This is a genomic window from Pseudomonas sp. NFXW11 (assembly GCF_049887815.1).
GTDB lineage: Bacteria > Pseudomonadota > Gammaproteobacteria > Pseudomonadales > Pseudomonadaceae > Aquipseudomonas.
The window spans coordinates 257,143-279,625 of the sequence record NZ_JAGEKI010000008.1 but is presented as its reverse complement, the minus strand read 5'-3'; the positions used below and the strand labels follow the sequence as shown (position 1 = coordinate 279,625).

Genomic DNA, 22,483 nt, shown 5'->3' with positions numbered 1-22,483 from the left:
CTTACTTGATCCGCTGGCCGGGCTTGGCACCGCTGTCCGGGCTCAACAGGTAGATTTCTTCACCGCCAGGGCCGGCCGCCATCACCATGCCCTCGGAGATGCCGAACTTCATTTTCCGCGGCTTGAGGTTGGCGATCATCATGGTCAGGCGACCATCGAGCTTGGACGGGTCCGGGTAGGCGCTCTTGATCCCGGAGAACACATTGCGCTGCTCATCACCGATATCCAGGGTCAGGCGCAGCAGTTTGTCCGCACCTTCCACATGTTCGGCCTTGACGATCAAGGCAACGCGCAGGTCGATGGCGGCGAAGGCATCGAAGTCGATTTCCGCGGACAGTGGGTCCTTGACCAGTTCGCCGTTGCCCTGGGGGGCACTGGTATCGGTCTGGCTGGCGGCCAGGTCTTCTTTGGAGGCGTCGGTCATGGCTTGTACTTTTACCGGGTCGATCCGCGTCATCAGCGGCTTGAATTCGTTGAGCTGATGGTTGGCCAGCAACTGCTGGTGGTCGTTCCAGGTCAGCGCCGGAACGTTGAGGAAGGCCTCGGCGTCGGCGGCCAGCAGCGGCAGCACCGGCTTGAGGAAGATCACCAGCTGGCGGAACAGGTTGATGCCGGTGGCGCAGATGGCCTGGACTTCATCCTGCTTACCTTCCTGCTTGTTCAGCGACCAGGGCGCCTTGTCGGCGATCCAGGCGTTGGCGCGGTCTGCCAGGGCCATGGTTTCGCGCATGGCACGGGCAAAATCACGGGCTTCATAGGCGTCGGCGATGCTTGGCGCGGCGGCCAGGAAAGCGTCGGTCAGCTCGGGCGCGGCGTTTTGGGCCACCAATAGCCCGGCGTTGCCCTTGTGGATGAAGCCGGCGCAACGGCTGGCGATGTTCACCACCTTGCCCACCAGGTCGGAGTTGACCTTCTGCACGAAGTCTTCGAGGTTCAGGTCGAGGTCGTCGACGCCGCGGCCCAGCTTGGAGGCGTAGTAGTAGCGCAGGTATTCCGGCGCCAGGTGCTCCAGGTAGGTGCGGGCCTTGATAAAGGTACCGCGGGACTTGGACATCTTCTGCCCGTTGACCGTCAGGTAGCCGTGCACGTTGATGGCGGTGGGCTTGCGGTAGCCGGCACCTTCCAGCATGGCGGGCCAGAACAGGGCGTGGAAGTTGACGATGTCCTTGCCGATGAAGTGGTACAGCTCGGCGCTGGAGTCCTTGCCCCAGAACGCATCGAAGTCCAGCTCCGGACGACGGGCGCAGAGGTTCTTGAAGCTGGCCATGTAGCCGATCGGCGCATCCAGCCACACGTAGAAGTATTTGCCCGGCTCATCCGGGATCTCGAAGCCGAAGTACGGCGCATCGCGGGAGATGTCCCACTGCTGCAGGCCGGCGTCCAGCCATTCGGCGATCTTGTTGGCCACGGCGTCCTGCAGGGTGCCGCTGCGGGTCCAGCTTTGCAGCATCTGCTGGAAGTCCGGCAGCTTGAAGAAGAAGTGCTGGGACTCCTTGAGCACCGGGGTGGCGCCGGAGATCGCCGACTTCGGATCCTTCAGATCGGTCGGGGCATAGGTGGCGCCGCATTTCTCGCAGTTGTCGCCGTACTGGTCCTCAGTGCCGCATTTCGGGCAAGTGCCCTTGATGAAGCGGTCGGCCAGGAACATTTTCTTTTCCGGGTCGAAATACTGGGTGATGGAGCGCGTGGCGATATGCCCGGCATCCCGCAGCTTGAGGTAGATCTGGCTCGACAACTCACGGTTTTCTTCGGCGTGGGTCGAGTGGAAGTTGTCGAAGTCCACCAGGAAGTCGGCAAAGTCGGCGCTGTGCTCGGCCTGGACATTGGCGATCAGCTGTTCCGGGGTGATGCCTTCCTTTTCCGCGCGCAACATGATGGCCGAGCCGTGTGCGTCGTCGGCGCAGACATAGATGCATTGGTTGCCGCGGTGCTTCTGGAAGCGCACCCACATGTCGGTCTGGACGTACTCGAGCATGTGGCCAAGGTGGATGGAACCATTGGCATAGGGCAGGGCGCTGGTGACGAGGATCTTGCGTGGCTCGGACATGGGGCTCGGCTACTTGATGAAACGAAGGTCGGCCACTATAAAACGCCAGCGCGGATTTTTCACCCTTCGACGTGCCCTGAAAGCGGGCAAGCTCCCTCGCCACAACCCAGCCGGCGGCGTAGGATAGCCGGCTGATTTTCCTGTCTTGTTATCGGAGTTGCCCATGAGCGCCGTCAATCGCGCAGCGGTGGAAGCCGTTCTTCGCCAGTACACCGACCCTTATCTGAACCAGGACCCGGTCAGCGCCGGCTGCGTGCGGGCCATCGAAGTCCAGGGCGACCGCGTGACCGTCCAGCTGCAGCTGGGTTATGCCGCCGACCTGTTCAAGAGCGGCTGGGCGCAGATGCTGCAACTGGCCATCGAGGGCCTGGATGGCGTGAGTTCGGCCAAGGTCGAGATCGAAACCCAGATTTCCGCGCACAAGGCCCAGGCGCAGATTCCCGGCCTGGCCAACGTCAAGAACGTGGTCGCCGTGGCTTCCGGCAAGGGCGGGGTGGGCAAGTCCACCACCGCCGCCAACCTGGCCCTGGCCCTGGCCCGCGAAGGCGCCAAGGTGGGGATTCTCGACGCCGATATCTATGGCCCGAGCCAGGGCATCATGTTCGGCATCGCCGAAGGCACCCGGCCGAAGATCAAGGACCAGAAGTGGTTCGTGCCGCTCCAGGCCCATGGCGTGGAGGTGATGTCCATGGCCTTCCTCACCGACGACAACACGCCGATGGTCTGGCGCGGCCCGATGGTTTCCGGCGCCCTGTTGCAACTGGTGACCCAGACCGACTGGGGCAACCTCGACTACCTGGTGATCGACATGCCGCCGGGCACCGGCGATATCCAGCTGACCCTGGCGCAAAAGGTGCCGGTGGCCGGTGCGGTGATTGTCACCACGCCGCAGGACCTGGCCCTGCTGGATGCGCGCAAGGGCGTGGAGATGTTCCGCAAGGTCAATATCCCGGTGCTGGGCGTGGTGGAGAACATGGCGGTGCATATCTGCTCCAACTGCGGCCATGCCGAGCACCTGTTCGGCGAAGGCGGCGGCGAGAAGCTGGCCAGCCAGTACGACGTCGAGCTGTTGGCCTCGCTGCCGCTGTCGATGCTGATTCGCGAGCAGGCCGACGGCGGCAAGCCAACGGCGATCGCCGAGCCGGACAGCCAGATTGCCATGGTCTACCAGGAACTGGCGCGCCATGTGGGCGCGCGCATCGTCCTGCAGGAAGCCGCCGCACCGGCGATGCCCAACATCACCATCAGCGACGACTGACGCCCGAACGCTCCCCGCCGCTACTGGCCTGCGGGGAGCAGGCCTGGCTGAGAGCCAGCTTGCATCGGGCTGGCTGCTGTAGGAACTGGCCGGGCGGCGTTCCGCTTGCCGGCGAAGTCGTCCGCAAGCCTGCCCCACATACAGCGGGTGTTACAGGTCAGAGCCGCAAACCGCCATCCATCTCCAGGATACGGCCGGTGTAATAGTCGTTCTCGAAGATATAGGCCGCCGAGTGGGCGATCTCTTGCGGCTTGCCCATGCGCTTGAGCGGGATGCCTGAGGTCATCTTCTCCAGCGCTTCGGGCTTCATGCCCAGGGTCATTTCGGTTTCGATAAAGCCCGGGGCGATGCCCGCCACGCGGATCCCGTAGCGCGCCAGTTCCTTGGCCCAGGTCACGGTGGCCGCTGCCACGCCGGCCTTGGCCGCCGAGTAGTTGGTCTGGCCGATATTGCCGGCGCGGGAAATCGACGAGATGTTGATGATCGCGCCGCTGTTGTTCAACTCCACCATCTTCGCCGCCACTTCCCGGGTGCAGAGGAACACCCCGGTCAGGTTGACATCGATCACCGTCTGCCACTGGGCCAGGCTCATCTTGGTCATCTGGCCGTCCTTGACCTTGAGCAACAGGCCGTCGCGCAGAATCCCGGCATTGTTGATCAGGCCATGGATGGCGCCGAAGTCGTCGGCGACCTGGGCCACCATATGGGTCACCTGTTCTTCATCGGCGACATTGCACAGGTAGGCACGGGCCTCGACGCCCAGGGCCTTGCACGCGGCGACGGCCTGGTCGAGTTTTTCCTGGTTCAGGTCGACCAGGGCCAGCCGCGCGCCCTTGGCGGCGAAATACTCGGCCATGGAGCGGCCCAGACCTTGGCAACCGCCGGTGATAATGATTACTTTGTCAGTGAGTTGCATTCGCATGTCCCGCTAGCAGGTCGTTGAAAAGGGTCCTTTGCGAGGAACCTCGACCGGCTGCCGGATCTGGCCTGGCTGCAGAAGAGAATTGCCCCGTTGGCGTAGCTGGAACAATGCTCCAGGCGCCCGTCCGTTTTAGACGGAATTTACAAAAGGAGTCATAAAGTGAGCGTTGAAGCTGCCAAGAATGCACGAGAATTGCTGCTCAAGGAATACCGTGGCGTGTTGTCGACGCACTCCAAGGCCATGCCCGGTTTTCCCTTCGGTTCCGTGGTGCCTTACTGCCTGGACGCCGAGGGCCGGCCGCTGATCCTGATCAGCCGCATTGCCCAGCACACCCACAATTTGCAGAAGGACCCCAAGTGTTCGCTGCTGGTGGGCGAGCGTGATGCCGATGATGTGCAGGCCGTGGGGCGCCTGACCTACTTGGCCGAAGCCGAGAAGCTGGCCGATGCAGAGCAGATCGAGGCCGCCGCCGAACGCTACTACCGCTACTTCCCTGAATCGCAGAACTACCATCAGGCCCACGATTTCGATTTCTGGGTGCTCAAGCCAGTGCGCCATCGCTACATCGGCGGTTTCGGCGCGATCCATTGGGTCGATCAAGTGACCCTGGCCAACCCTTTCGCCGGCAAGGCTGAGTTGAGCATGGTCGAGCACATGAACAGCGATCATGCCAAGGCCATCGCCCACTACGTGACGCTCACCGGGCTGCCGGATCGCGAACCTGCGCTTATGGCCGGGATCGACACCGAAGGCATGCACCTGCGCATTGGCCAGGCGCTGTACTGGCTGCCGTTCCAGGCGCCTTGCAACACGCCGACACAAGTGCGCGAAGCCCTGGTTTTCCTGGCCCGGGCCGATCAATGGCCGAAAAATCCCCCCGCGGATGCTTGAATTCACGAATTGGCGACGTCATTTACGGTCTACTGGAAGGCATTCTTCCGTAGAGGAAACCATTTGATGCGCCCTTTTCTGTTGCTCTTTCTCCTGTTCCCGGTGCTGGAGCTGTTCGTCTTCGTCAAGGTCAGCTCGGCCATCGGGTTTTTCCCGGCCCTGCTGCTGATCATCCTGGGTTCGCTGCTCGGCGTGCTGGTGCTGCGCGTGGCCGGCTTGGCCACCGCCCTGCGTGCCCGTGAAAGTATCAACCGCGGCGAACTGCCCGCTCAGCAGATGCTCGAGGGCCTGATGCTGGCTCTGGGTGGCGGCTTGCTGATCCTGCCGGGTTTTATCAGTGATGTATTCGGCCTGCTGATGCTGCTGCCGATCAGTCGTCGTCTGCTGGCCAATAAAATGCGCCAGCGTGCCGAGGAGCAGGCCCTGCGCCAGCGCGCTTTTGCCGATGACATGCGCGCCGCCCGCGGTGGCTCTGCGCCACAGCAGCCGCTGGGGCGTGAATCCGCCGTGATCGAAGGCGAGTTCGAGCGCCGCGATTCATAAGCGTTGCGCGGTAAAACACGGCACCTTCGGGTGCCGTGTTCGTTTCTGCACGGGCAATGTAAAAAAATTCATCGAGCAGCCCTTGTAATAACCTTATGCGCCCTTATGTAACGGTCACCGCAAGGTTTCTGGTGCTGACACCAGACAGACTTCCGCGTCTCGCTCGTCGAGCCGCAACCGGCCACGCCGGATTTGTTAACCCGCCGGTATCGACACCGGCCGCTGAAAACCACAATTAGGAGAGATCGACAATGAAGCTTCGTCCTCTGCATGACCGCGTCGTCATCCGTCGCAGCGAAGAAGAATCGAAAACTGCCGGCGGTATCGTTCTGCCTGGTTCGGCCGCTGAAAAACCTAACCGTGGCGAAATCGTCGCTGTAGGCACCGGCCGTGTGCTGGACAACGGTGAAGTACGTGCGCTGGCCGTGAAAGTGGGTGACAAAGTGGTGTTTGGCCCGTACTCCGGCAGCAACACCGTGAAAGTCGATGGCGAAGATCTGCTGGTAATGGCCGAGAACGAGATTCTCGCTGTTATCGAAGGCTGATTCCCCGCGTATTTTCCCGCTACTACACAGTATTTAAGGAATATCGATCATGGCTGCTAAAGAAGTTAAATTCGGCGATTCCGCCCGCAAGAAAATGCTCACCGGTGTCAACGTCCTGGCTGACGCGGTAAAGGCTACCCTGGGCCCGAAAGGCCGTAACGTGATCCTGGAAAAGAGCTTCGGCGCTCCGACCATCACCAAGGATGGCGTTTCCGTAGCCAAGGAAATCGAACTGGAAGACCGTTTCGAAAACATGGGCGCGCAGCTGGTCAAAGACGTTGCCTCCCGTGCCAACGATGACGCTGGCGACGGCACCACCACCGCTACCGTTCTGGCTCAGTCGATCGTCAACGAAGGCCTGAAAGCCGTCGCTGCCGGCATGAACCCGATGGACCTCAAGCGCGGCATCGACAAGGCCACCATCGCTGTGGTCAAGGAGCTCAAGGCTCTGTCCAAGCCATGCGCCGACACCAAGGCCATCGCTCAGGTAGGCACCATCTCCGCCAACTCCGACAACTCCATCGGCGACATCATTGCCGAAGCCATGGAGAAAGTGGGCAAGGAAGGCGTGATCACCGTTGAAGAAGGCACTGGCCTGGAAAACGAACTGTCGGTCGTTGAAGGCATGCAGTTCGACCGTGGCTACCTGTCCCCGTACTTCGTCAACAAGCCAGACACCATGGTTGCCGAGCTGGACAGCCCGCTGATCCTGCTGGTGGACAAGAAGATCTCCAACATCCGCGAAATGCTGCCTGTGCTGGAAGCCGTTGCCAAAGCCGGCCGCCCACTGCTGATCGTGGCTGAAGACGTTGAAGGCGAAGCCCTGGCCACCCTGGTGGTGAACAACATGCGCGGTATCGTCAAGGTCGCTGCCGTCAAGGCACCAGGCTTCGGCGATCGTCGCAAGGCCATGCTGCAGGACATCGCCGTTCTGACCGGCGGTACCGTCATCTCCGAAGAGATCGGCCTGAGCCTGGAAAGCACCACCCTGGAGCACCTGGGCAGCGCCAAGCGCGTCACCCTGTCCAAGGAAAACACCACCGTGGTCGACGGCGCCGGCAACCAGTCCGACATCGAAGCCCGCATCACTCAGATCCGTGCTCAAGTGGCCGAGACTTCCTCGGACTACGACCGTGAAAAACTGCAGGAGCGTCTGGCCAAGCTGTCCGGCGGCGTAGCAGTGATCAAGGTTGGCGCTGGCTCCGAAGTTGAAATGAAAGAGAAGAAAGCCCGCGTTGAAGACGCCCTGCACGCTACCCGTGCGGCCGTTGAAGAAGGCGTGGTGCCTGGCGGTGGCGTGGCCCTGATCCGTGCCCTGCAAGCACTCGTCGACCTGAAAGGCGACAACGCTGACCAGGACGTAGGTATCGCGGTTCTGCGCCGTGCCGTTGAAGCTCCGCTGCGTCAGATCGCCGCCAACAGCGGTGACGAGCCAAGCGTTGTGGTCAACGAAGTGAAGAACGGCAAAGGTAACTTCGGTTACAACGCTGCTTCCGGTGAATACGGCGACATGATCGAAATGGGCATCCTGGACCCAACCAAGGTAACCCGTTCGGCACTGCAAGCTGCTGCTTCCATCGGCGGTCTGATCCTGACCACCGAAGCCGCTGTGGCCGAGGCTCCGAAGAAAGATGCTCCAGCTGGCGGCGGCATGCCAGACATGGGCGGCATGGGTGGCATGGGCGGCATGATGTAAGCCAGCCTTACCCCTGCAACTAAAAAGCCCCGCCGGTGAAAACCGGCGGGGCTTTTTTACATCTGCACAAAGCGCTTGGCAGCAGGGGCTTGGCGGGTGAGCCCGCTCCTGTCGTCAGGAACGGGTTTGCCGGCGCCGGGCGTCAGCGCTGGCTCAGTTCGCCCGCCGTGGCCTTGGGCGCCTTCCAGCCCAGCAGCTGCTGTTTGAAGCCGTAGCTGGCGCTCTGGTAATAGCTGATGCCGCGCTGGATCAGTGGGTCGTTGTCCGCTGCCCGGGATTCCTGGCTGGCTCCCAGGGCCTGGTCATGCCGGCGCAGCCCCTGGCGCGGGCTGAGAATTGCCAGGTCCTGACCGTCGAACAGGCCCAGGTGCTGGTAGTTGCCCACCAGTACCCGGGGCGGCAGCGGGTTGTCCTGCAGCAAGTTGCGGCCGAAAAAGGTCGACTCGTAATCCAGGTTCAGCAGGCCCAGCAAGGTTGGCGCCAGATCGATCTGGCTGGCCAGCTGGGCGCTTTCCCGCGCCGGGATCAACCCGGGGGCATAGATGAACAGGGGGATCTGGTAGTTGCTGATGGGCAGGTCTTCCTTGCCGGCGCTGCCCGCAGTGTGGTCGGCGACGAACACGAAAATGGTGTTGTCGAACCAGGGTTTCTGCCGCGCCGCCTTGAGGAACTCGCCGATGGCGTAGTCGGTGTATTTGACTGCACCGTCACGGCCATTGCCGGATTTGATGTCGATCCGACCGTCAGGGTAGGTGTATGGGCGATGGTTGGAGGTGCTCATCAGTTGCAGCAGGAAGGGCCGCTGCTGGGCATAGTCGGCGTCCGCCAGTTTCAGGGTCTGGGCGTACAGATCTTCGTCGGCCATGCCCCAGGCGTTCTTGAAGTGGATCTCGGACTCGTCGACGCTGCTCTGGTCCACCACCCGGTAGCCGTTGCCGCTGAAGAAGGCGTTCATATTGTCGAAGTAGCCGCGCCCGCCATAGACGAACACACTGTCGTAGCCCACCGCCTGCAGTTGCTGGCCGAGGCTGGCAAAGCCGCTTTCGCGCCCGATGCGCTTGACGATCGAGCGTCCGGGCGTTGGCGGGATTGCCAGGGTGATGGCTTCCAGGCCGCGATCGGTGCGGGTGCCCGTGGCGTAGAAATTGTTGAAGTACAGGCTCTGGGCGCGCAGGGCATCGAGGTTGGGGGTCAGGTTGCGCGCGTCGCCGTTGCTGCCCATGTACTTGGCGCTGAAGCTTTCCAGGGTTACCAGCACGATGTTCGGCTTGCGCGGGGTGCCCGGGTTATCGATGGCGCGACGGATATCCAGCGGGTCCTGGCCGATGAAGCGGGCATTGGGTTCGGCGAGTTCGGCGCGCATCTGCCGGGCCACCACCTCGGCCGGCAAGCTGCGGTAGAACTGCTGGTAGTCCAGTTCGTTATTGCGAAACGCGGCGAAGAACTGGTACGGGCCATTGCTCGCCAGCTCATTCTGGTAGGCGTTGCCACCCTGGGCCCGGGGGCTGTCCTGGCTCAGCCACTGCAGGCTGGCGCCGGCCACCAGCAGCAAGCCCAGGGCGCCGAGCAGGCGCCCGCGCAAAGCTGGCAGTGGTGCATTCAGGGCGGCTAGCAGCGGTTTGCGCAGCAGCAGGCTGAGGACCAGCGCGGCCAGGGCCAGGAGGCTCATCAGCAGCCCGATCGGATAAGACTCGAGGATGTTGTTCAAGACCTCGTCGGAGTACACCAGGTAGTCGACGGCGATAAAGTTGAAACGCACGCCGAACTCGTCCCAGAACAGCCATTCGGCCACGGCGGTGAACAGCATGGCGAACAGGCTCAGGCTGAACAGGCCCTGCAACAACCAGCGCATCCCGCGACGGCGCCACAGGGCCGGCGGGCAGAGCAATAGGCCGAGGCCCAGGGGCAGGGCGGCGTAGGCCAGGAAACCCAGGTCGTAGAGCAGGCCGAGGGTGAACACCGGCAGCAGGCCGCTACCGGCTTCGTCGAGGTGAGTGATGAGCAGGACGCTGCGGGTCAGGAGGAAAATCGCCAGCCAGGTGCTGGTCAGCAATAGCACCAGGCGTGCTGGAGCGGTCTTGAGAAGGTCCATCGGGGGGTGTTCCTTGTGGGCAAACGGCCCGCAGTCTGGGCTTGTCCCTGTAGTCAGGTTGTGAACCTCTGGTGAAAAACTCGTTAAGCCCCGATGCGCGGCAAACTACCTCAAGTGTGGTTGGCCAAGGCTGGCGGCGAGCCGGACTTGGCCTTAAGCTGCGCGAGCCAAGACGGCCGCAATGTGTTCGGAGAGAGAGTCGATGCGAATTCTACTGGTTGAAGACAACCGCGATATTCTCGCCAACCTGGCAGATTACCTGGGGCTCAAGGGCTATACCGTGGATTGCGCCCAGGACGGGCTGTCCGGTTTGCACCTGGCCGCCACCGAGCATTACGACCTGATCGTGCTCGATATCATGCTGCCGGGGATCGATGGCTTCACCCTGTGCAAGCGCCTGCGCGAAGATGCCCGGCGCGACACCCCGGTGATCATGCTCACCGCTCGCGATCAGTTGGACGACCGTCTCCAGGGCTTCAAGTCCGGGGCCGACGACTACCTGCTCAAGCCCTTCGCCCTGTCGGAGCTGGCGGCGCGGATCGAGGCGGTGATGCGCCGTACCCAGGGTGGTGGCCGCAGGACGCTGCAAGTCGCCGACCTGAGCTATGACCTCGACACCCTGGAAGTCACCCGCGAAGGACGCCTGCTCAAGCTCAACCCGGTAGGTCTCAAACTGCTGGCGGTGCTGATGCAGAAGAGCCCCCATGTGTTACGCCGGGAAATCCTCGAAGAAGCCCTGTGGGGCGACGACTGCCCGGACAGCGACAGCCTGCGCAGCCATGTGCACCAGTTGCGCCAGGTGATCGACAAACCGTTCGCCAAGCCCTTGCTGCAAACGGTGCATGGTGTCGGCTACCGCCTGGCCGAGGGCCGTGATGGAGTTTAAGCAGAGCCTGGCCCAGCGCATCATCATCGCCTTTGCCTTGATGAGTGCGTTGGTGGCGGGAGCCTTCGCCATGGGCATCGTGGCAACCGTGCACCTGGTGGAGGAGAAACTCATCTCCGCGGGCCTGGGGGGCGACCTGCAACGCCTGCTGCTGATGGACAACGTCGGCGACTGGAGCCACCGTCCCGAGCCCGACCAGCTGTTCTACTACAGCGGTGGCCCTGGCGATTTCAACCTGCCCAAGGACCTGCGCCACCTGGACCCGGGGTTTCACGAAGTGTTCCGCGAGCAGCTGTCCTATCACGCCATGGTCGAAGTGGTGGACGGCCGGCGTTATGTGCTGCTGCAGGATCAGAGCGATTTCGAAGAGCGCGAGCGGGTGCTGTTCGCGGTGGTGCTGGTGGGCTTCGTCCTCAGCCTGGCGCTGGCGGTGTTTCTCGGCTGGATCCTGGCACGCCGGGTGATGGCGCCGGTGGTGCGCCTGGCTCGCCAGGTGCGACACCGGGATCAGCTACTGGGCCTGGCACCGCCTCTGGCGCCCGATTATGCGGCGGATGAAGTGGGCGAACTGGCCATCGCCTTCGATGCGACCCTGGGGCGTTTGCGTCAGGCGCTGAATCGCGAGCGGCTGTTTACCAGCGATGTCAGTCACGAACTGCGCACGCCGCTAATGGTGCTGGCCACCTCCTGCGAGCTGCTGTTGGAAAATCCGGCCCTGGACTCGCGTGGTCGCGCCCAGGTCGAGCGCATTGCCAGGGCCTGCGAAGAGATGCGCGAGCTGGTGCAGACCTTCCTGATGCTGGCCCGTGCCCAGCGTGAAGACGCCAGCATGTCGCCGCAACTGACCTTGGGGCAGGCGGCCAACGACCTGATCGGGATCTGGAGCGACTCGATCAAGGCCAAGGGCATCGAGCTGATCTTCGAGCCAGGCCAGCCGGGTGATGAGCGTTACAACGCCACCTTCCTGCACGCGGTCATGGGCAACCTGTTGCGCAATGCCCTGCATTACACCGAGCAGGGCTATATCCGCCTGAGCCTGGAGCCGGGTGGCTTTGTGGTGGAAGACAGTGGCGTGGGCATTCCCGAGGAGAAGCGCGAGGCAATGTTCCAGCCATTCGTGCGCGGGGATGAAAAACGTGGCGAAGGATTGGGCCTGGGCCTGTCCCTGGTCCAGCGGATCTGCGAGAACCAGGGCTGGAGTGTCAGCCTTAGCACCATGACCCCCAATGGCTGTCGTTTTTACGTTCAGCTGGATTCGGCCAAGGCATGACTTTTGGTGACTGGACCGGTTTTTCAGGGACAGTCACTTGTCGATTTTTCGCTTAAAGTGGCCCCAGGCCAGCGTTTGCTGCCTGTAAAACGCTGAAATATTTCCGGGTTGGACAGCACGAAGTTTTCACAAGGGGATGACCTGCAACTGACACGGTCGGACCTAAGGTGGCGCCATCAATTGCAGGAGACTTGCGATGGCTGCCCCGATCAAGTTGGAGTTTTCCGACAAATACGATGCCCAACACGCCCAGGAGTATTTGCTCAAGCATCAGGATGGCTTGGCGCGACGCCTGTCCCACAGGCGTGATGAGCAACTGGCGCGTACGGCCCTGAGCCTGGCCGGGGAGCCGGGCCTGGTGCTGGACCTGCCCTGTGGTGCAGGTCGTTTCTGGCCGTTGCTGGCCGAGAAAAGCAATAGAGTCATCATTGGCGCCGACAACTCAGCGGCTATGCTCAGCACCGCCACGGTGGCGCAACCGGCCGAAGTGGTGAAGCGGGTACGAGCCTTGCAAACATCGGCATTTGCCATCGATTTGCCGGATAACGCCGTGGACTGCATTTTCTCCATGCGGCTGTTGCACCATATAGGCCAAGCCGAGCACCGTATGGCTCTACTACGGGAGTTTCAGCGGGTTAGCCGCGACAGCGTGATCATCTCGCTGTGGGTTGATGGCAACTTCAAGGCCTGGAAGCGCAAGCGCATGGAGCGCAAGCGGCAGTCGGAAACTGGGCAGCAGGGTTACCAGAATCGTTTCGTGTTACCGGCGGCCACGGTCGAAGAAGAATTCAGGCAAGCCGGTTTTCGTGTCCAGGAACACCTGGACTTCTTTCCGCTCTACGCCATGTGGCGGGTCTACGTACTACGCAAGAGGTAAGAGAATGACCGTTGAATGTGCTTCGCAGATGGATGCTGCGCCCACGGATTGCTTCGAACACTTCTGGAACCAGCAGGGTGAATGGGTCGAGGAACCCAACCAGCGGCGAGGTGGCGAGAGTGGTGTCCAGCGCATTCTGAGCAGCAGTGGTCGCTTGCTCTATGCCAAGCGGCAGATCGGGCATATTTACCGCAGCTGGCAGCATCCTTTCGGTCGGCCGACTGTCCTGCGCGAGCTTGCTGCCCTGCAAGGCTTGCGCCTGCTGGATGTCGGCGTGCCGGAACTGGTGTTCTGCGGTGCCCGTCGTGGCCCCGAACACCAATGGCAGGCCTTGTTGGTCACCGCAGCGCTCGAAGGTTTTGTGGAAATCGACCACTGGTACGCCGCTGGAGAGCGTGAGCGCTTTGGCGAAGCCTTTCATGATCGGTTACTGCAGGAGCTGGCAACGACCCTGGCGCGCATGCATAAGGGGCGTTGGCAACATGGCTGTTTGTATGCCAAGCATGTTTTCGTGCGGGTTGAGGGAGAGGGTGAACAGGCCCGCCCGAGCGTTGCACTGCTGGATTTCGAAAAGTGCCGCCAGCGCCTGAGCAGCCAGCGAGCTGCCGCCCACGACCTCAAGCAGTTGCGTCGCCATTCGTCGTGGAACGACGCGGATTGGCAAAAGCTCTACTACTTTTACAAAACGGTGTTTGGCAGCTCCATCAAAGGTTTATAGCTATGAAGCTAGAAATTGCACGAGGTTTGTTCCTGGCAGGAGCCTTGGCAGTTGCTTCTCTGGCCGTGGTTGTCTGGGAGCAGCCGCGAATGCAGGTACTCAGCGCCGCTCAAGGCGGCCATTGTCCGTTGCCACGGGTCGCCAAGACCTCGGTGGCGGCCAGGCCCGATCATGATCTGCTGCTGTTCATGTTCGGCATGACCCAGGGCTTGAAACCCCAGAGCTGAATCCATCTCCCCATAGTCAAAAGCCTCGCATTGCGAGGCTTTTGGTTTTCCCTGTTGCAGAACTAGCCGCCCGTTCGATACCGGCGAGGGCTTCAGACCAGATGCAGGTGATTGTCCCAGAGACCGGCCGGCAGCTCCAGGGGCTTGGCGGTGATCTGCGCCTGGCGGCAATCATAGAAACGGCAACGACCTTGCCCCGAGGTCACCACAAAACCATCGGCCACCGCACCCACCCCGGCGCAGTCCGGCAATGGCGCGTCGACCCGTACCGCGCCGCTGTCCAGGTCCCAGATAAAGAAGCGATTGCCCCGTGGCGCCGTCAGGGCCACCAGCCGCAGCTCGCTGTGCACGGCGACACTGGCGGTGTAGTGCCCCATGGCCTGCAGCTGCTGCTCGGGCACCGGGAAGGCCACGAAGGGCTGGCCCGGGCGCTTGATCGCCAGCAGTTCCGAGGACTCATGGGCGGCGCCCATAAATTGCTGCCCCGTGACAATGGTGCCGTCGCTGGCGATCCCCATGTGGCGCACGCTGTTCATCTGCTGGGCCAGGGTTTCCTTACTCAGCAGGCTGCCGTCGCGCCGCATCAGCACCAGGCTTGGCTCCATGGCATCGAGGTTCATCTCCACCCGGCTCTCGGCCTCGGTACGGATACCGCCATTGGCCACCACCAGGGTCTCGCCATCAGGCATCCACGACACCTGGTGCGGGCCGATGCCATGGGTCGACAGCTCGCCGCTGTGCACCAGGCGTTCGCCTTCGAAGCGATACACGCCAAGCAGGCCCCGGCCCGGATCGCGGGTGTCATTCTCGGTGGCGTACAGCCATTCGCCGCTCTTGTGGATCACCGCATGGCCATAGAAATGCCGGTCGGCCCGGGACACCAGGGTCTGTAGCAGACGGCCGTCGCGCAGGTCGATCAGGTAGCTTTCGGTGCCCGGGCGCCGCGCCACGAACAGGGCGATGGGCAACTGCGGGTGATTGATGATGTCATGGCAACGCTGGCCGACCTGGGTGGCAAAGACTTGCTTGCCGTCCAGTCGATACCCGACGGCATAGTGCTTGCCGTCACCATCGTCCCTGGCCGAAAGCAGCAAGGGCTGCTTGTCCTTTTGCCTGAACAGCGTCCAGCCGCCCAAGGTCACCGCGCTGAGCAGCAGGCTGCCCAGCGCCAAAGCCTGACGTCGCAGCATCATCAGTCACCGTCGTTGGCGTTGAAGCCCAGCTGGATACCCAGCGCCTTGGCCAGCTCGCCTTCGTGCAGGCGATGGACCACGTTGAGGCTGTCATACAGATCGCTCAGTTGCTGGCGACCGGCGTCGTCATTGAGCATTTCGGTCAGCGAGCGCTGGGTGCTGGCAAAGAGTTTCAGCGAGGCCGCGTAGGCGGCGTCGATCTTGTCGGCCAACGGCTTCTGCTCGGCCGGCAGCAGGCCACGCAGGCCCTTGTTATCGACCCCGGCCCAGACGGTTTGGGCCGCGCTGAGGCTGGCTTCCAGACCTTGCAGCGACGACTGGCTACGCCAGGCATCGGCCTGGAACGGCTGCGGGATGCCCTTGGTCTGGCGGCCCATGGGGGTGCCGAGCTTCTTCTTCAGGGTATCTAGAGCCGTGACCTGGACCCGCAGCAAGTCGGCGATGGCTTCATGGGAATCGGCGTAGCGCTGGTTGGGGAACTTGCTCATCTGCGCCAGCATGCCGTCACTGGTGTTCCAGCTGGCCAGGATCTCTTCGGCCAGTTGCTTCTGGCGTTCGCCGATGGCGCTGAGCAACGGGCAGTAGCGGGCTTTCTGCTCGCTGTTGGCCATGTCGATCTTGCTGTCGAAGAGGATGTACTCATAGGCCGACAGGCCCTGCACCACCACACTGGACTTGGCCAGCGCAGCGGCATCGATCTGCGGGCTGGCGGTGACCAGTTGCTCGACCTGACGCCCTACCAGGTTTTTCTTGTCCGGCCAGAACTGCACCTGCCAGGAACGGTTGCCCTCGGCCAGCGGGCCGATCAGCAGCGGTTGCAGCTCGGCCCAGGCTTTCTGCGCGTGGAGGAAATCGGCACGGGCGGTCTCCAGGTTCTGCTTGCCTTCGCAGAAGGCCAAGGCGCTGATGGCCAGTTGGCGGTCGGCGTCGACCCAGCGGCTGTAGGTCGGCAGGATCACCTGCTTGGCGATGGCTGCCGAGGTTACGGCTTGAGGGTCCTGGGGCGAACAGGCGCCCAGGGCGAGTGCGGCAAGGCTGGTGAACAGCAGTTTGGGGCGGAACATGTTCGGGCTCCCTTTATTGTGGAGAAACGTATGAGTCGAGCGTTATAGAGAATTCAGGAAGGCCAGCAACGCGGCACGCTGCTCGGCATTGAAGGCCAGCACCTGCTGTTTTGCGCCTTCGGCTTCGCCGCCATGCCAGAGCACCGCTTCCATCAGGTTGCGGGCCCGGCCGTCATGCAGGAATTGGGTGTGGCCGCTGACGGTTTCGGTCAGGCCGATGCCCCACAGCGGCGCGGTGCGCCAGTCGCGGCCGCTGGCCTTGAACTCGCTGCGGTGGTCCGCCAGGCCTTCGCCCATGTCATGCAGCAGCAGGTCGCTGTAAGGGCGAATCAACTGGTTGGCCAGTTCGGGTTCCGCGGCATTGGCCGCGGTGGTGAAGCTTGGGGTGTGACAGGACTGGCAACCGACCTGGTAGAACAGATTCTTGCCGGCCAGCACCTGAGGCGAGTCGACATCACGCCGCGCCGGCACCGCCAGGTTGCGCGTGTAGAACAGCACCAGGCGCAGGATATTGTCACTGACCTCCGGCTCACCGTCCGGGCCATTGCCGTTGGGGGCCTGTTTGCAGGCGGTTTGCGCGTCGGTGCAGTCATCGAAGGGCCTCAGGCCGGTGGTCAGGCCCATATCACCAGAAAACGCGTGAACATTTTGTTGATTGAGGTTCGGCTGCCCGGCTTTCCAGCCAAATCGCCCGAGCACGGTCTGTTGCCGGGCATCGTCCCAGACCCAGTTGGGCCGGCCGGCAATGGCGTTGTTGCTGGCCGGCTTGGCGTTGGCCAGGATCGCCTCTTCGGGAATCGCCTCCAGCAGCCCGAGGCCAATCATCGGCGGTGCCACTCGGGCCGAGAAGCGCGTGTCCGGGTGCATCGGGCCGTAGCCCAGGTCGGTGATCTGCAACCTGGGCCGGCGCAGTTCCACCAGGGTGCCGTCCTTGAAGCGTACCGGCACCGGCTCGTAGTCGACCCGCACCCGTCCTTCCGGGGCGACACCGGGAATGGCCATGTCCTGCAACTGCCCGCCATACACCGGCTCAGGCACCACACCGACTTGTTCGATGAGCTTGGCCAGGGCCGGGGTATCCGGAATCGACAGGCGCACCAGCATCGACACCGCGTTCAGCGCATCGGGCGCTGGCGGATGGCCGCGGCCGTCCTTGACGTGGCAGTTCTGGCAGGCATTGGTGTTGAACAGCGGGCCCAGGCCATCACGGGCGGTGGTGGTGGATGGGGCTATGACCCAGGGGCTGCGAAAAAAGCTGTTGCCGACGCTGAAATCCAGGCGGCGAGTAGGCGGCAGGTTGGCCGAGGGCAGGGAAAAGGCGTTGCGATCGCTCTTGTTCACCGTGGTCGCGCCGCCGGCACGGGCTTCACCGGGTTCGGCCTGGGTAAAGCGCGGCGCATCATCGCAGGCACTCAGGCACAGGGCCATGAACAGAGCGGACCAGCGAAGCGGCAACGAAGGCATCGGACATCCTGCAAGACGAGCAAAACAAGGGCGCAAAGTCTAACAGGGCAGCCTGGATTGAATAAGAGGAATTATCGTTTGGTTTGACCCAGAGCAAGTCGGGCCTTGGGGGGCGGCTGGGTGCGAGGCGAACCTGCCGGGCATGAAAAAGGCGACCCGAAGGTCGCCTTTTTGCCAGGTGCTACGGGGATCAGAACTCGTGATCGGCGTTGTCCGGGTTCAGGTCGCTGATGCCCAGCTTGCCTGCGGCCTGCTCGATCGAACCGGTCTGCTTGACCAGCGCGGCGATGGCGTCACGCACGATCTGGTTGCCGGACTCGTTGCCCGCGGCAATCAGCTGGTCGTAGTGCTCGCCCTTGTTGGCGTGATCGACCATGACCTGGATCTTGGCCTCGGTGGCTGCCAGGTCGGCCTTGAGCGCCGCGTCGGCGGCCGGGTCGGCCTTGGCCACCAGGGACGACAGGCTGGCGCCGGTCATCTTGCTGCCGTCGACCCGGGTGTACTCGCCCAAGTAGACGTTGCGGATGCCCTTGGCGTCGTAGAAGTGCGAGTTGTGGGTGTTGTCGCTGAAGCAGTCCTGCTCGTCTTCAGGGGAGTTGGCTTCCAGGGATACCTTCATCCGCTCGCCCGCCAGTTCGCCCAGGGACAGGCTGCCCATGCCGAACAGCATCTTGCGCAGGCCGGTATCGGCCGGTTCGGCTTCCAGGGTGGCGCGATAGTTGTCGGCCACGTCCGGTTTCCAGTTGCCGACCATTTCTTCCAGGTCGTTGACCAGCAGTTGGGTCACGGCTTTCAGGTAGGCACGGCGACGCTCGTTGTGGCCGCCGGTGGCACCGGCACCTTCCAGGTAGTCGGAAGCTGGGCGGGCGCCGGCGCCTGGGCCGGTGCCGTTGAGGTCCTGGCCCCAGAGCAGGAATTCAATGGCGTGGTAGCCGGTGGCGACGTTGGCCTCGGCACCGCCCAGCTCGTTCAGGCTGGCGAGTGTTTCCGGGGTGATGTCCTTGACGTCAACCTTGTCTTCGCCGACCTGGATCTCGGTGTTGGCGATGATGTTGGCGGTGGCGCCCGGGTTGCCCAGCGCGTGCTCGTAGCTCTTGTCGACGTAGTCGATCAGGCCTTCGTCCAGTGGCCAGGCGTTCACCTGGCCTTCCCAGTCGTCGATGATGGTGTTGCCGAAACGGAACACTTCGCTCTGCAGGTACGGCACGCGAGCGGCGACCCAGGCGGCCTTGGCGGCTTTCAGGGTTTCGTCGTTGGGCTTGGCGAGGAAGGCGTCGATGGCGCTTTGCAGGGTCTTCGCGGTGGATTCGGCATCGCTGTAGACGGCGAATACCATGTCGGCGTAATGCGCGACCACGGCCTTGGCGGCGGCTTCGTCGACCTTGCCGGCAGCGTCGCTGGCCGGGGTGGCAGTGCTGGCAGCCGGGGTCGGCGCTTGAACGGCAGCCTTGTCGTCTTTGCCTTCGCCACAGCCGGCGAGGGAAATAGCGATGGCCAACAGACTGGCGGTAGCCAGAGGCATACGAATCATGGCGAACATCCTGCTTCGAGAGGGGAGTGGACGGCGCGGGGGCGCGCAAAAACTGCGACATAATGCGAAAGATTTGCATTATGTGTAAAGGCTTGTGCCGGTAAATATTTCTTGTTCGGCAAGGGATTGCGCAGGCGTTTGGCGGGCCTGCGCAGCGGGTATTTCAGAGAATGGCCGCGTTGCTGCGTTGCGCCTGCTTCAGGTAGGCCACCAGCTCTCGCGCCGGCAGCGGCTTGCTGTAGTGGTAGCCCTGACCTTCATGACAGCCCTCGGAGATGATGTAGGCCTCTTGCTCGGCGGTTTCCACCCCCTCGGCGATCACCTGCATGCCCAGGCTCTTGCCCAGTTGGATGATGGCGCGAACGATGGTCGCGTCGTCATCGTCTTCCAGCAGGTCCTGGACGAAGCTCTTGTCGATCTTGATCTTGTCCAGGGGCAGGCTCTTGAGGTAGCTCAGGGACGAGTAGCCGGTGCCGAAGTCGTCGATGGCGATCAGCGCACCGGAGCGGCGCAGGCTCAACAGGTGCTGGGCGGCGGTGCTGATGTCTTCCATCAGGCCGGTCTCGGTGACTTCCAGTTCCAGGCTGCGGGGTGGCAGGCGGTAGATCTGCAGCAGGTTGTTGACCACCCGCGGCAGCTCGGCGTGGTGCAGTTGCACCGTGGACAGGTTGACCGCCATGCGCAGCTCGCTGAAACCCATGTCGTGCCATTCGCGCAGTTGCCGGCAGGCCTGGTCCAGCACCCATTCGCCAATGGCGATGATGGTGCGGTTCTGCTCGGCCAGGGGAATGAACAGGTCCGGGGGCACCATGCCGTGCTCTGGATGCTGCCAGCGAATCAGCGCCTCGACCCCCACCACCCGATGATCGCGGTAGCTGATCTGCGGTTGGTAGACCAGCTGGAATTGGTCTCGGGCCAGGGCTTCGCGCAGGTCCTTCTCCAGTTCCCGACGCCGACGCATCTCGCTGTCGACGCTGGCGATATAGAACTGATAGCGGTTGCGCGACCGGCTCTTGGCCAGGGTCATGGTCTGCTCGGCCTTCTGCAGGAGCTTCTCGGTGCAGTCGCCGTCTTCCGGGAACAGGGTGATGCCGATGGTGGCGCGCAGGCGGATTTCCTGATGGTCGAGGGCGAAGGTCGCCTCCAGGTCGTCGAGAATGCTTTGCGCCAGCTCTGCGGCTTCATAGGGTTGTTCGATATCGGCCTGCACCAGGGCGAACTGGTCGCCACCCAGGCGTGCCAGGGCGCCGAGACGACCGCTGTGGCCGCGCAGGCGATCGGCCAGGGCCAGCAGCAACTGGTCGCCGGTCTGGTAGCTGAACTGTTCGTTGATGCCCTTGAAGTCGTCCAGGCCGACGCAAAGCACCGCCACCCGGCGTTGCAGGCGTCCGGCGTCCACCAGGATTTTGTCCAGTTGCTGCTGCAGTTGCTGGCGGTTCGGCAGGCCGGTGAGGAAGTCGTACTGGGCCATGCGCAACAGGCTGTTTTCCGCTTCGTAACGCAAATGGGTATTGCGCTCGATGGACGCCAGCAACTGGTTGGCGGTGTTGATCCAGATCCCCAGCTCGTTCTTTTCATGACCTTTGAGCAACGGCAACTGGTGCTCGGCGGGGCGATCGGGATTGATGGTGGTCAGGTGTTCGATGATGCGTGACAGCGGCTTGGTCAGCAGCCAGTGGTAGACCAGGTACAGCACCAGGCCCATGGCCAGGGCCCGCAGTACCCCGGAAATAAAGATGATCACCGAACTGATGATGAAGCCCTGGCCGTAGGTCGCGGTGTCCAGGGTGATGCTCAGGTCGCCGTAGTATTCGCTGTAGGGGCCGCGCCCTACCAGTTGCGTGGTGAAGGTGCGTTCCTGGCCGAGGATCAGGTCGGTGAGCCAGCGGCTGTGGGATTGCTGCAGGTCGCGGGTCTTTTCCGCGAGCATGGTTTCATTGGGATGACCGATGGACGCCATGCGCACCGCGTCATCCTGGAACAGGCCTTCGATCACTTGCATGCCCATTTCCCGATCCAGGCTGTACACCGCCTGGGTCGATGGGTCGCGAAACATGTCGAGAATGCGCTGGGCATCGTTAGCCACCGCCTGCCGAGTCTTGTAGGCATCGAAGACGATCTGCGCGCAGCTCAGGACCACGCCTACTATGAGTGCCGACAGCAGCACGACCCGGAGCAACTTCACCGACAAGCTGTTTTTGAGTTCCAGCTTCAAAGGGTTATTCCTTGTTCCGTGCGTGTAGCGCCAAGTTGCCGTGAGTATTGGCAATCCCGTGGTGGCCGTCAAAGTGACATCAAGGCCAAAGACAGGACATCCGCGGGCCAGGCCCGGGTGAGTGGATTCAGGATTGCGCTTGCCGTGGATAGTGTGTCGGTCGCGACGCCTTGCAACTTGAGGGTGGCGCTGTTTTTTACCTGTAATGAATCTTAGCGTTTCAACCGGGCGGGACAAGATCCCAGCATTGCCACAGGCAAAAAAAACCCGGCCAGGCCGGGTTTTTTGTACTGCAAGCGGGCTTAGGCGACGAAGGTCTTGCCTTCGAACTGCTCAGCCACGAACTTCCAGTTGACCAGGTTCCAGAACGCCTCGACGTACTTTGGACGCACGTTGCGGTAGTCGATGTAGTAGGCGTGTTCCCAGACGTCGCAGGTCAGCAGCGGGGTGTCGCCGCTGGTCAGCGGGTTGCCGGCGCCGATGGTGCTGGCCAGGGCCAGGGAGCCGTCGGCCTTCTTCACCAGCCAGCCCCAGCCGGAACCGAAGGTGCCAACCGAAGTCTTGGTGAACTCTTCCTTGAACTTGTCGAACGAACCGAAAGCGGCGTTGATGGCCTCAGCCAGTGCGCCGGTAGGTTGGCCGCCGGCGTTTGGCGCCAGGCAGTTCCAGTAGAAAGTGTGGTTCCAGACCTGGGCCGCGTTGTTGAAGATGCCGCCCGAAGAGGTTTTGACGATCTCTTCCAGAGTCTTGCCTTCGAACTCGGTGCCTGGCACCAGGTTGTTCAGGTTCACGACGTAGGTGTTGTGGTGCTTGTCGTGGTGGTATTCCAGGGTTTCCTTGGAAATGTGCGGCTGCAGGGCATCGTGTGCGTAGGGCAGCGGCGGCAATTCGAAAGCCATGATGATTCTCCTAATCAGGTCAGTTGCGGTGAGCGCAAGGCCGATCACGGGCGGCCAGACAAGCGCCGGGGAGTTTGTACTCTTTGCGGCGCAGGGTTCGGATCATAGCATCGGGGGGGCGCCTTAACCACGCAACAACTGTGTG

Annotated in this window: 19 protein-coding genes; 10 read left to right on the top strand and 9 right to left on the bottom strand. The window is 62.5% G+C overall.

Annotated elements, in window-relative coordinates; genetic code table 11:
• Position 1: 1 nt before the first annotated feature.
• Positions 2 to 2,047 (bottom strand): methionine--tRNA ligase, encoded by a 2,046-nt coding sequence (gene metG / locus J4P02_RS15260; RefSeq protein WP_426191611.1) that lies wholly within the window; start codon positions 2,045 to 2,047, stop codon positions 2 to 4.
• A 163-nt stretch (positions 2,048 to 2,210) separates the two neighbouring features.
• Here metG and apbC point away from each other — a divergent pair, with 163 nt between their 5' ends.
• Entirely contained in the window at positions 2,211 to 3,305 is a 1,095-nt protein-coding gene (gene apbC, locus J4P02_RS15255) for an iron-sulfur cluster carrier protein ApbC (RefSeq protein ID WP_426191609.1), read from the top strand.
• Positions 3,306 to 3,462: 157 nt separating this feature from the next.
• On the opposite strand, the gene J4P02_RS15250 is transcribed toward apbC, so the two are convergent.
• Complete coding sequence (locus J4P02_RS15250; protein ID WP_426191606.1) at positions 3,463 to 4,221, bottom strand: SDR family oxidoreductase; 759 nt, start codon at positions 4,219 to 4,221, stop codon at positions 3,463 to 3,465.
• Between the two features lie 165 nt (positions 4,222 to 4,386).
• Here J4P02_RS15250 and J4P02_RS15245 point away from each other — a divergent pair, with 165 nt between their 5' ends.
• The 4 genes from J4P02_RS15245 (at position 4,387) to groL (ending at position 7,902) form a co-directional block, all read left to right on the top strand.
• Positions 4,387 to 5,118: a HugZ family protein gene (locus tag J4P02_RS15245; RefSeq protein WP_426191603.1), complete on the top strand. Its 732-nt coding sequence runs from the start codon at positions 4,387 to 4,389 to the stop codon at positions 5,116 to 5,118.
• Between the two features lie 66 nt (positions 5,119 to 5,184).
• Positions 5,185 to 5,661, top strand: coding sequence for an FxsA family protein (locus tag J4P02_RS15240; protein ID WP_426191601.1), 477 nt, complete (start codon positions 5,185 to 5,187; stop codon positions 5,659 to 5,661).
• Between the two features lie 251 nt (positions 5,662 to 5,912).
• Positions 5,913 to 6,206, top strand: a complete 294-nt coding sequence (locus tag J4P02_RS15235; protein ID WP_011063093.1) for a co-chaperone GroES — start codon at positions 5,913 to 5,915, stop codon at positions 6,204 to 6,206.
• 49 nt (positions 6,207 to 6,255) lie between these two features.
• Positions 6,256 to 7,902, top strand: coding sequence for a chaperonin GroEL (gene groL / locus J4P02_RS15230; RefSeq protein WP_426191599.1), 1,647 nt, complete (start codon positions 6,256 to 6,258; stop codon positions 7,900 to 7,902).
• A 142-nt stretch (positions 7,903 to 8,044) separates the two neighbouring features.
• On the opposite strand, the gene J4P02_RS15225 is transcribed toward groL, so the two are convergent.
• Positions 8,045 to 9,994: an LTA synthase family protein gene (locus J4P02_RS15225; RefSeq protein WP_426191597.1), complete on the bottom strand. Its 1,950-nt coding sequence runs from the start codon at positions 9,992 to 9,994 to the stop codon at positions 8,045 to 8,047.
• A 202-nt stretch (positions 9,995 to 10,196) separates the two neighbouring features.
• Between J4P02_RS15225 and colR the strand changes: the two genes are divergently transcribed.
• The 5 genes from colR (at position 10,197) to J4P02_RS15200 (ending at position 13,972) form a co-directional block, all read left to right on the top strand.
• On the top strand, positions 10,197 to 10,880 hold the full coding sequence (colR, locus tag J4P02_RS15220; protein ID WP_426191595.1) for a two-component system response regulator ColR: 684 nt from the start codon (positions 10,197 to 10,199) through the stop codon (positions 10,878 to 10,880).
• On the top strand, positions 10,870 to 12,150 hold the full coding sequence (locus tag J4P02_RS15215; protein WP_426191593.1) for a sensor histidine kinase: 1,281 nt from the start codon (positions 10,870 to 10,872) through the stop codon (positions 12,148 to 12,150). The genes colR and J4P02_RS15215 overlap by 11 nt, the downstream gene beginning before the upstream one ends.
• Before the next feature lie 196 nt (positions 12,151 to 12,346).
• On the top strand, positions 12,347 to 13,027 hold the full coding sequence (locus tag J4P02_RS15210) for a class I SAM-dependent methyltransferase (RefSeq protein ID WP_426191591.1): 681 nt from the start codon (positions 12,347 to 12,349) through the stop codon (positions 13,025 to 13,027).
• A 4-nt stretch (positions 13,028 to 13,031) separates the two neighbouring features.
• A complete protein-coding gene (locus J4P02_RS15205; RefSeq protein WP_426191589.1) occupies positions 13,032 to 13,745 on the top strand; it encodes a lipopolysaccharide kinase InaA family protein in 714 nt (237 codons plus the stop codon).
• A 2-nt stretch (positions 13,746 to 13,747) separates the two neighbouring features.
• On the top strand, positions 13,748 to 13,972 hold the full coding sequence (locus J4P02_RS15200) for a hypothetical protein (protein ID WP_426191587.1): 225 nt from the start codon (positions 13,748 to 13,750) through the stop codon (positions 13,970 to 13,972).
• A gap of 92 nt (positions 13,973 to 14,064) precedes the next feature.
• Here the strand turns inward: J4P02_RS15200 and J4P02_RS15195 are convergent, their stop codons facing one another.
• The 6 genes from J4P02_RS15195 to J4P02_RS15170 all read right to left on the bottom strand — a co-directional run bounded on the left by J4P02_RS15195 (position 14,065) and on the right by J4P02_RS15170 (position 22,338).
• Entirely contained in the window at positions 14,065 to 15,162 is a 1,098-nt protein-coding gene (locus tag J4P02_RS15195; RefSeq protein ID WP_426191658.1) for a DUF1513 domain-containing protein, read from the bottom strand.
• Positions 15,163 to 15,164: 2 nt separating this feature from the next.
• Positions 15,165 to 16,229: an imelysin family protein gene (locus tag J4P02_RS15190; protein ID WP_426191585.1), complete on the bottom strand. Its 1,065-nt coding sequence runs from the start codon at positions 16,227 to 16,229 to the stop codon at positions 15,165 to 15,167.
• A 42-nt stretch (positions 16,230 to 16,271) separates the two neighbouring features.
• The gene (locus J4P02_RS15185; protein WP_426191583.1) at positions 16,272 to 17,693 is read right to left on the bottom strand and encodes a di-heme oxidoredictase family protein; all 1,422 of its coding nucleotides are present in this window, start codon (positions 17,691 to 17,693) and stop codon (positions 16,272 to 16,274) included.
• Between the two features lie 190 nt (positions 17,694 to 17,883).
• On the bottom strand, positions 17,884 to 19,224 hold the full coding sequence (locus tag J4P02_RS15180) for an imelysin family protein (protein ID WP_426191581.1): 1,341 nt from the start codon (positions 19,222 to 19,224) through the stop codon (positions 17,884 to 17,886).
• A 163-nt stretch (positions 19,225 to 19,387) separates the two neighbouring features.
• Positions 19,388 to 21,439: a putative bifunctional diguanylate cyclase/phosphodiesterase gene (locus J4P02_RS15175; RefSeq protein ID WP_426191579.1), complete on the bottom strand. Its 2,052-nt coding sequence runs from the start codon at positions 21,437 to 21,439 to the stop codon at positions 19,388 to 19,390.
• Between the two features lie 302 nt (positions 21,440 to 21,741).
• Entirely contained in the window at positions 21,742 to 22,338 is a 597-nt protein-coding gene (locus tag J4P02_RS15170; RefSeq protein ID WP_426191577.1) for a superoxide dismutase, read from the bottom strand.
• Between the last annotated feature and the right edge of the window lie 145 nt (positions 22,339 to 22,483).

What these genes read in the sequence shown, in the direction of transcription:
- metG (WP_426191611.1), bottom strand. Translation starts at nt 2,047, where the DNA reads ATGTCCGAGCCACGCAAGATCCTCGTCACCAGCGCCCTGCCCTATGCC.
- apbC (WP_426191609.1), top strand. Translation starts at nt 2,211, where the DNA reads ATGAGCGCCGTCAATCGCGCAGCGGTGGAAGCCGTTCTTCGCCAGTAC.
- J4P02_RS15250 (WP_426191606.1), bottom strand. Translation starts at nt 4,221, where the DNA reads ATGCAACTCACTGACAAAGTAATCATTATCACCGGCGGTTGCCAAGGT.
- J4P02_RS15240 (WP_426191601.1), top strand. Translation starts at nt 5,185, where the DNA reads ATGCGCCCTTTTCTGTTGCTCTTTCTCCTGTTCCCGGTGCTGGAGCTG.
- J4P02_RS15235 (WP_011063093.1), top strand. Translation starts at nt 5,913, where the DNA reads ATGAAGCTTCGTCCTCTGCATGACCGCGTCGTCATCCGTCGCAGCGAA.
- groL (WP_426191599.1), top strand. Translation starts at nt 6,256, where the DNA reads ATGGCTGCTAAAGAAGTTAAATTCGGCGATTCCGCCCGCAAGAAAATG.
- J4P02_RS15225 (WP_426191597.1), bottom strand. Translation starts at nt 9,994, where the DNA reads ATGGACCTTCTCAAGACCGCTCCAGCACGCCTGGTGCTATTGCTGACC.
- colR (WP_426191595.1), top strand. Translation starts at nt 10,197, where the DNA reads ATGCGAATTCTACTGGTTGAAGACAACCGCGATATTCTCGCCAACCTG.
- J4P02_RS15215 (WP_426191593.1), top strand. Translation starts at nt 10,870, where the DNA reads ATGGAGTTTAAGCAGAGCCTGGCCCAGCGCATCATCATCGCCTTTGCC.
- J4P02_RS15210 (WP_426191591.1), top strand. Translation starts at nt 12,347, where the DNA reads ATGGCTGCCCCGATCAAGTTGGAGTTTTCCGACAAATACGATGCCCAA.
- J4P02_RS15205 (WP_426191589.1), top strand. Translation starts at nt 13,032, where the DNA reads ATGACCGTTGAATGTGCTTCGCAGATGGATGCTGCGCCCACGGATTGC.
- J4P02_RS15200 (WP_426191587.1), top strand. Translation starts at nt 13,748, where the DNA reads ATGAAGCTAGAAATTGCACGAGGTTTGTTCCTGGCAGGAGCCTTGGCA.
- J4P02_RS15195 (WP_426191658.1), bottom strand. Translation starts at nt 15,162, where the DNA reads ATGCTGCGACGTCAGGCTTTGGCGCTGGGCAGCCTGCTGCTCAGCGCG.
- J4P02_RS15190 (WP_426191585.1), bottom strand. Translation starts at nt 16,229, where the DNA reads ATGTTCCGCCCCAAACTGCTGTTCACCAGCCTTGCCGCACTCGCCCTG.
- J4P02_RS15185 (WP_426191583.1), bottom strand. Translation starts at nt 17,693, where the DNA reads ATGCCTTCGTTGCCGCTTCGCTGGTCCGCTCTGTTCATGGCCCTGTGC.
- J4P02_RS15180 (WP_426191581.1), bottom strand. Translation starts at nt 19,224, where the DNA reads ATGATTCGTATGCCTCTGGCTACCGCCAGTCTGTTGGCCATCGCTATT.
- J4P02_RS15170 (WP_426191577.1), bottom strand. Translation starts at nt 22,338, where the DNA reads ATGGCTTTCGAATTGCCGCCGCTGCCCTACGCACACGATGCCCTGCAG.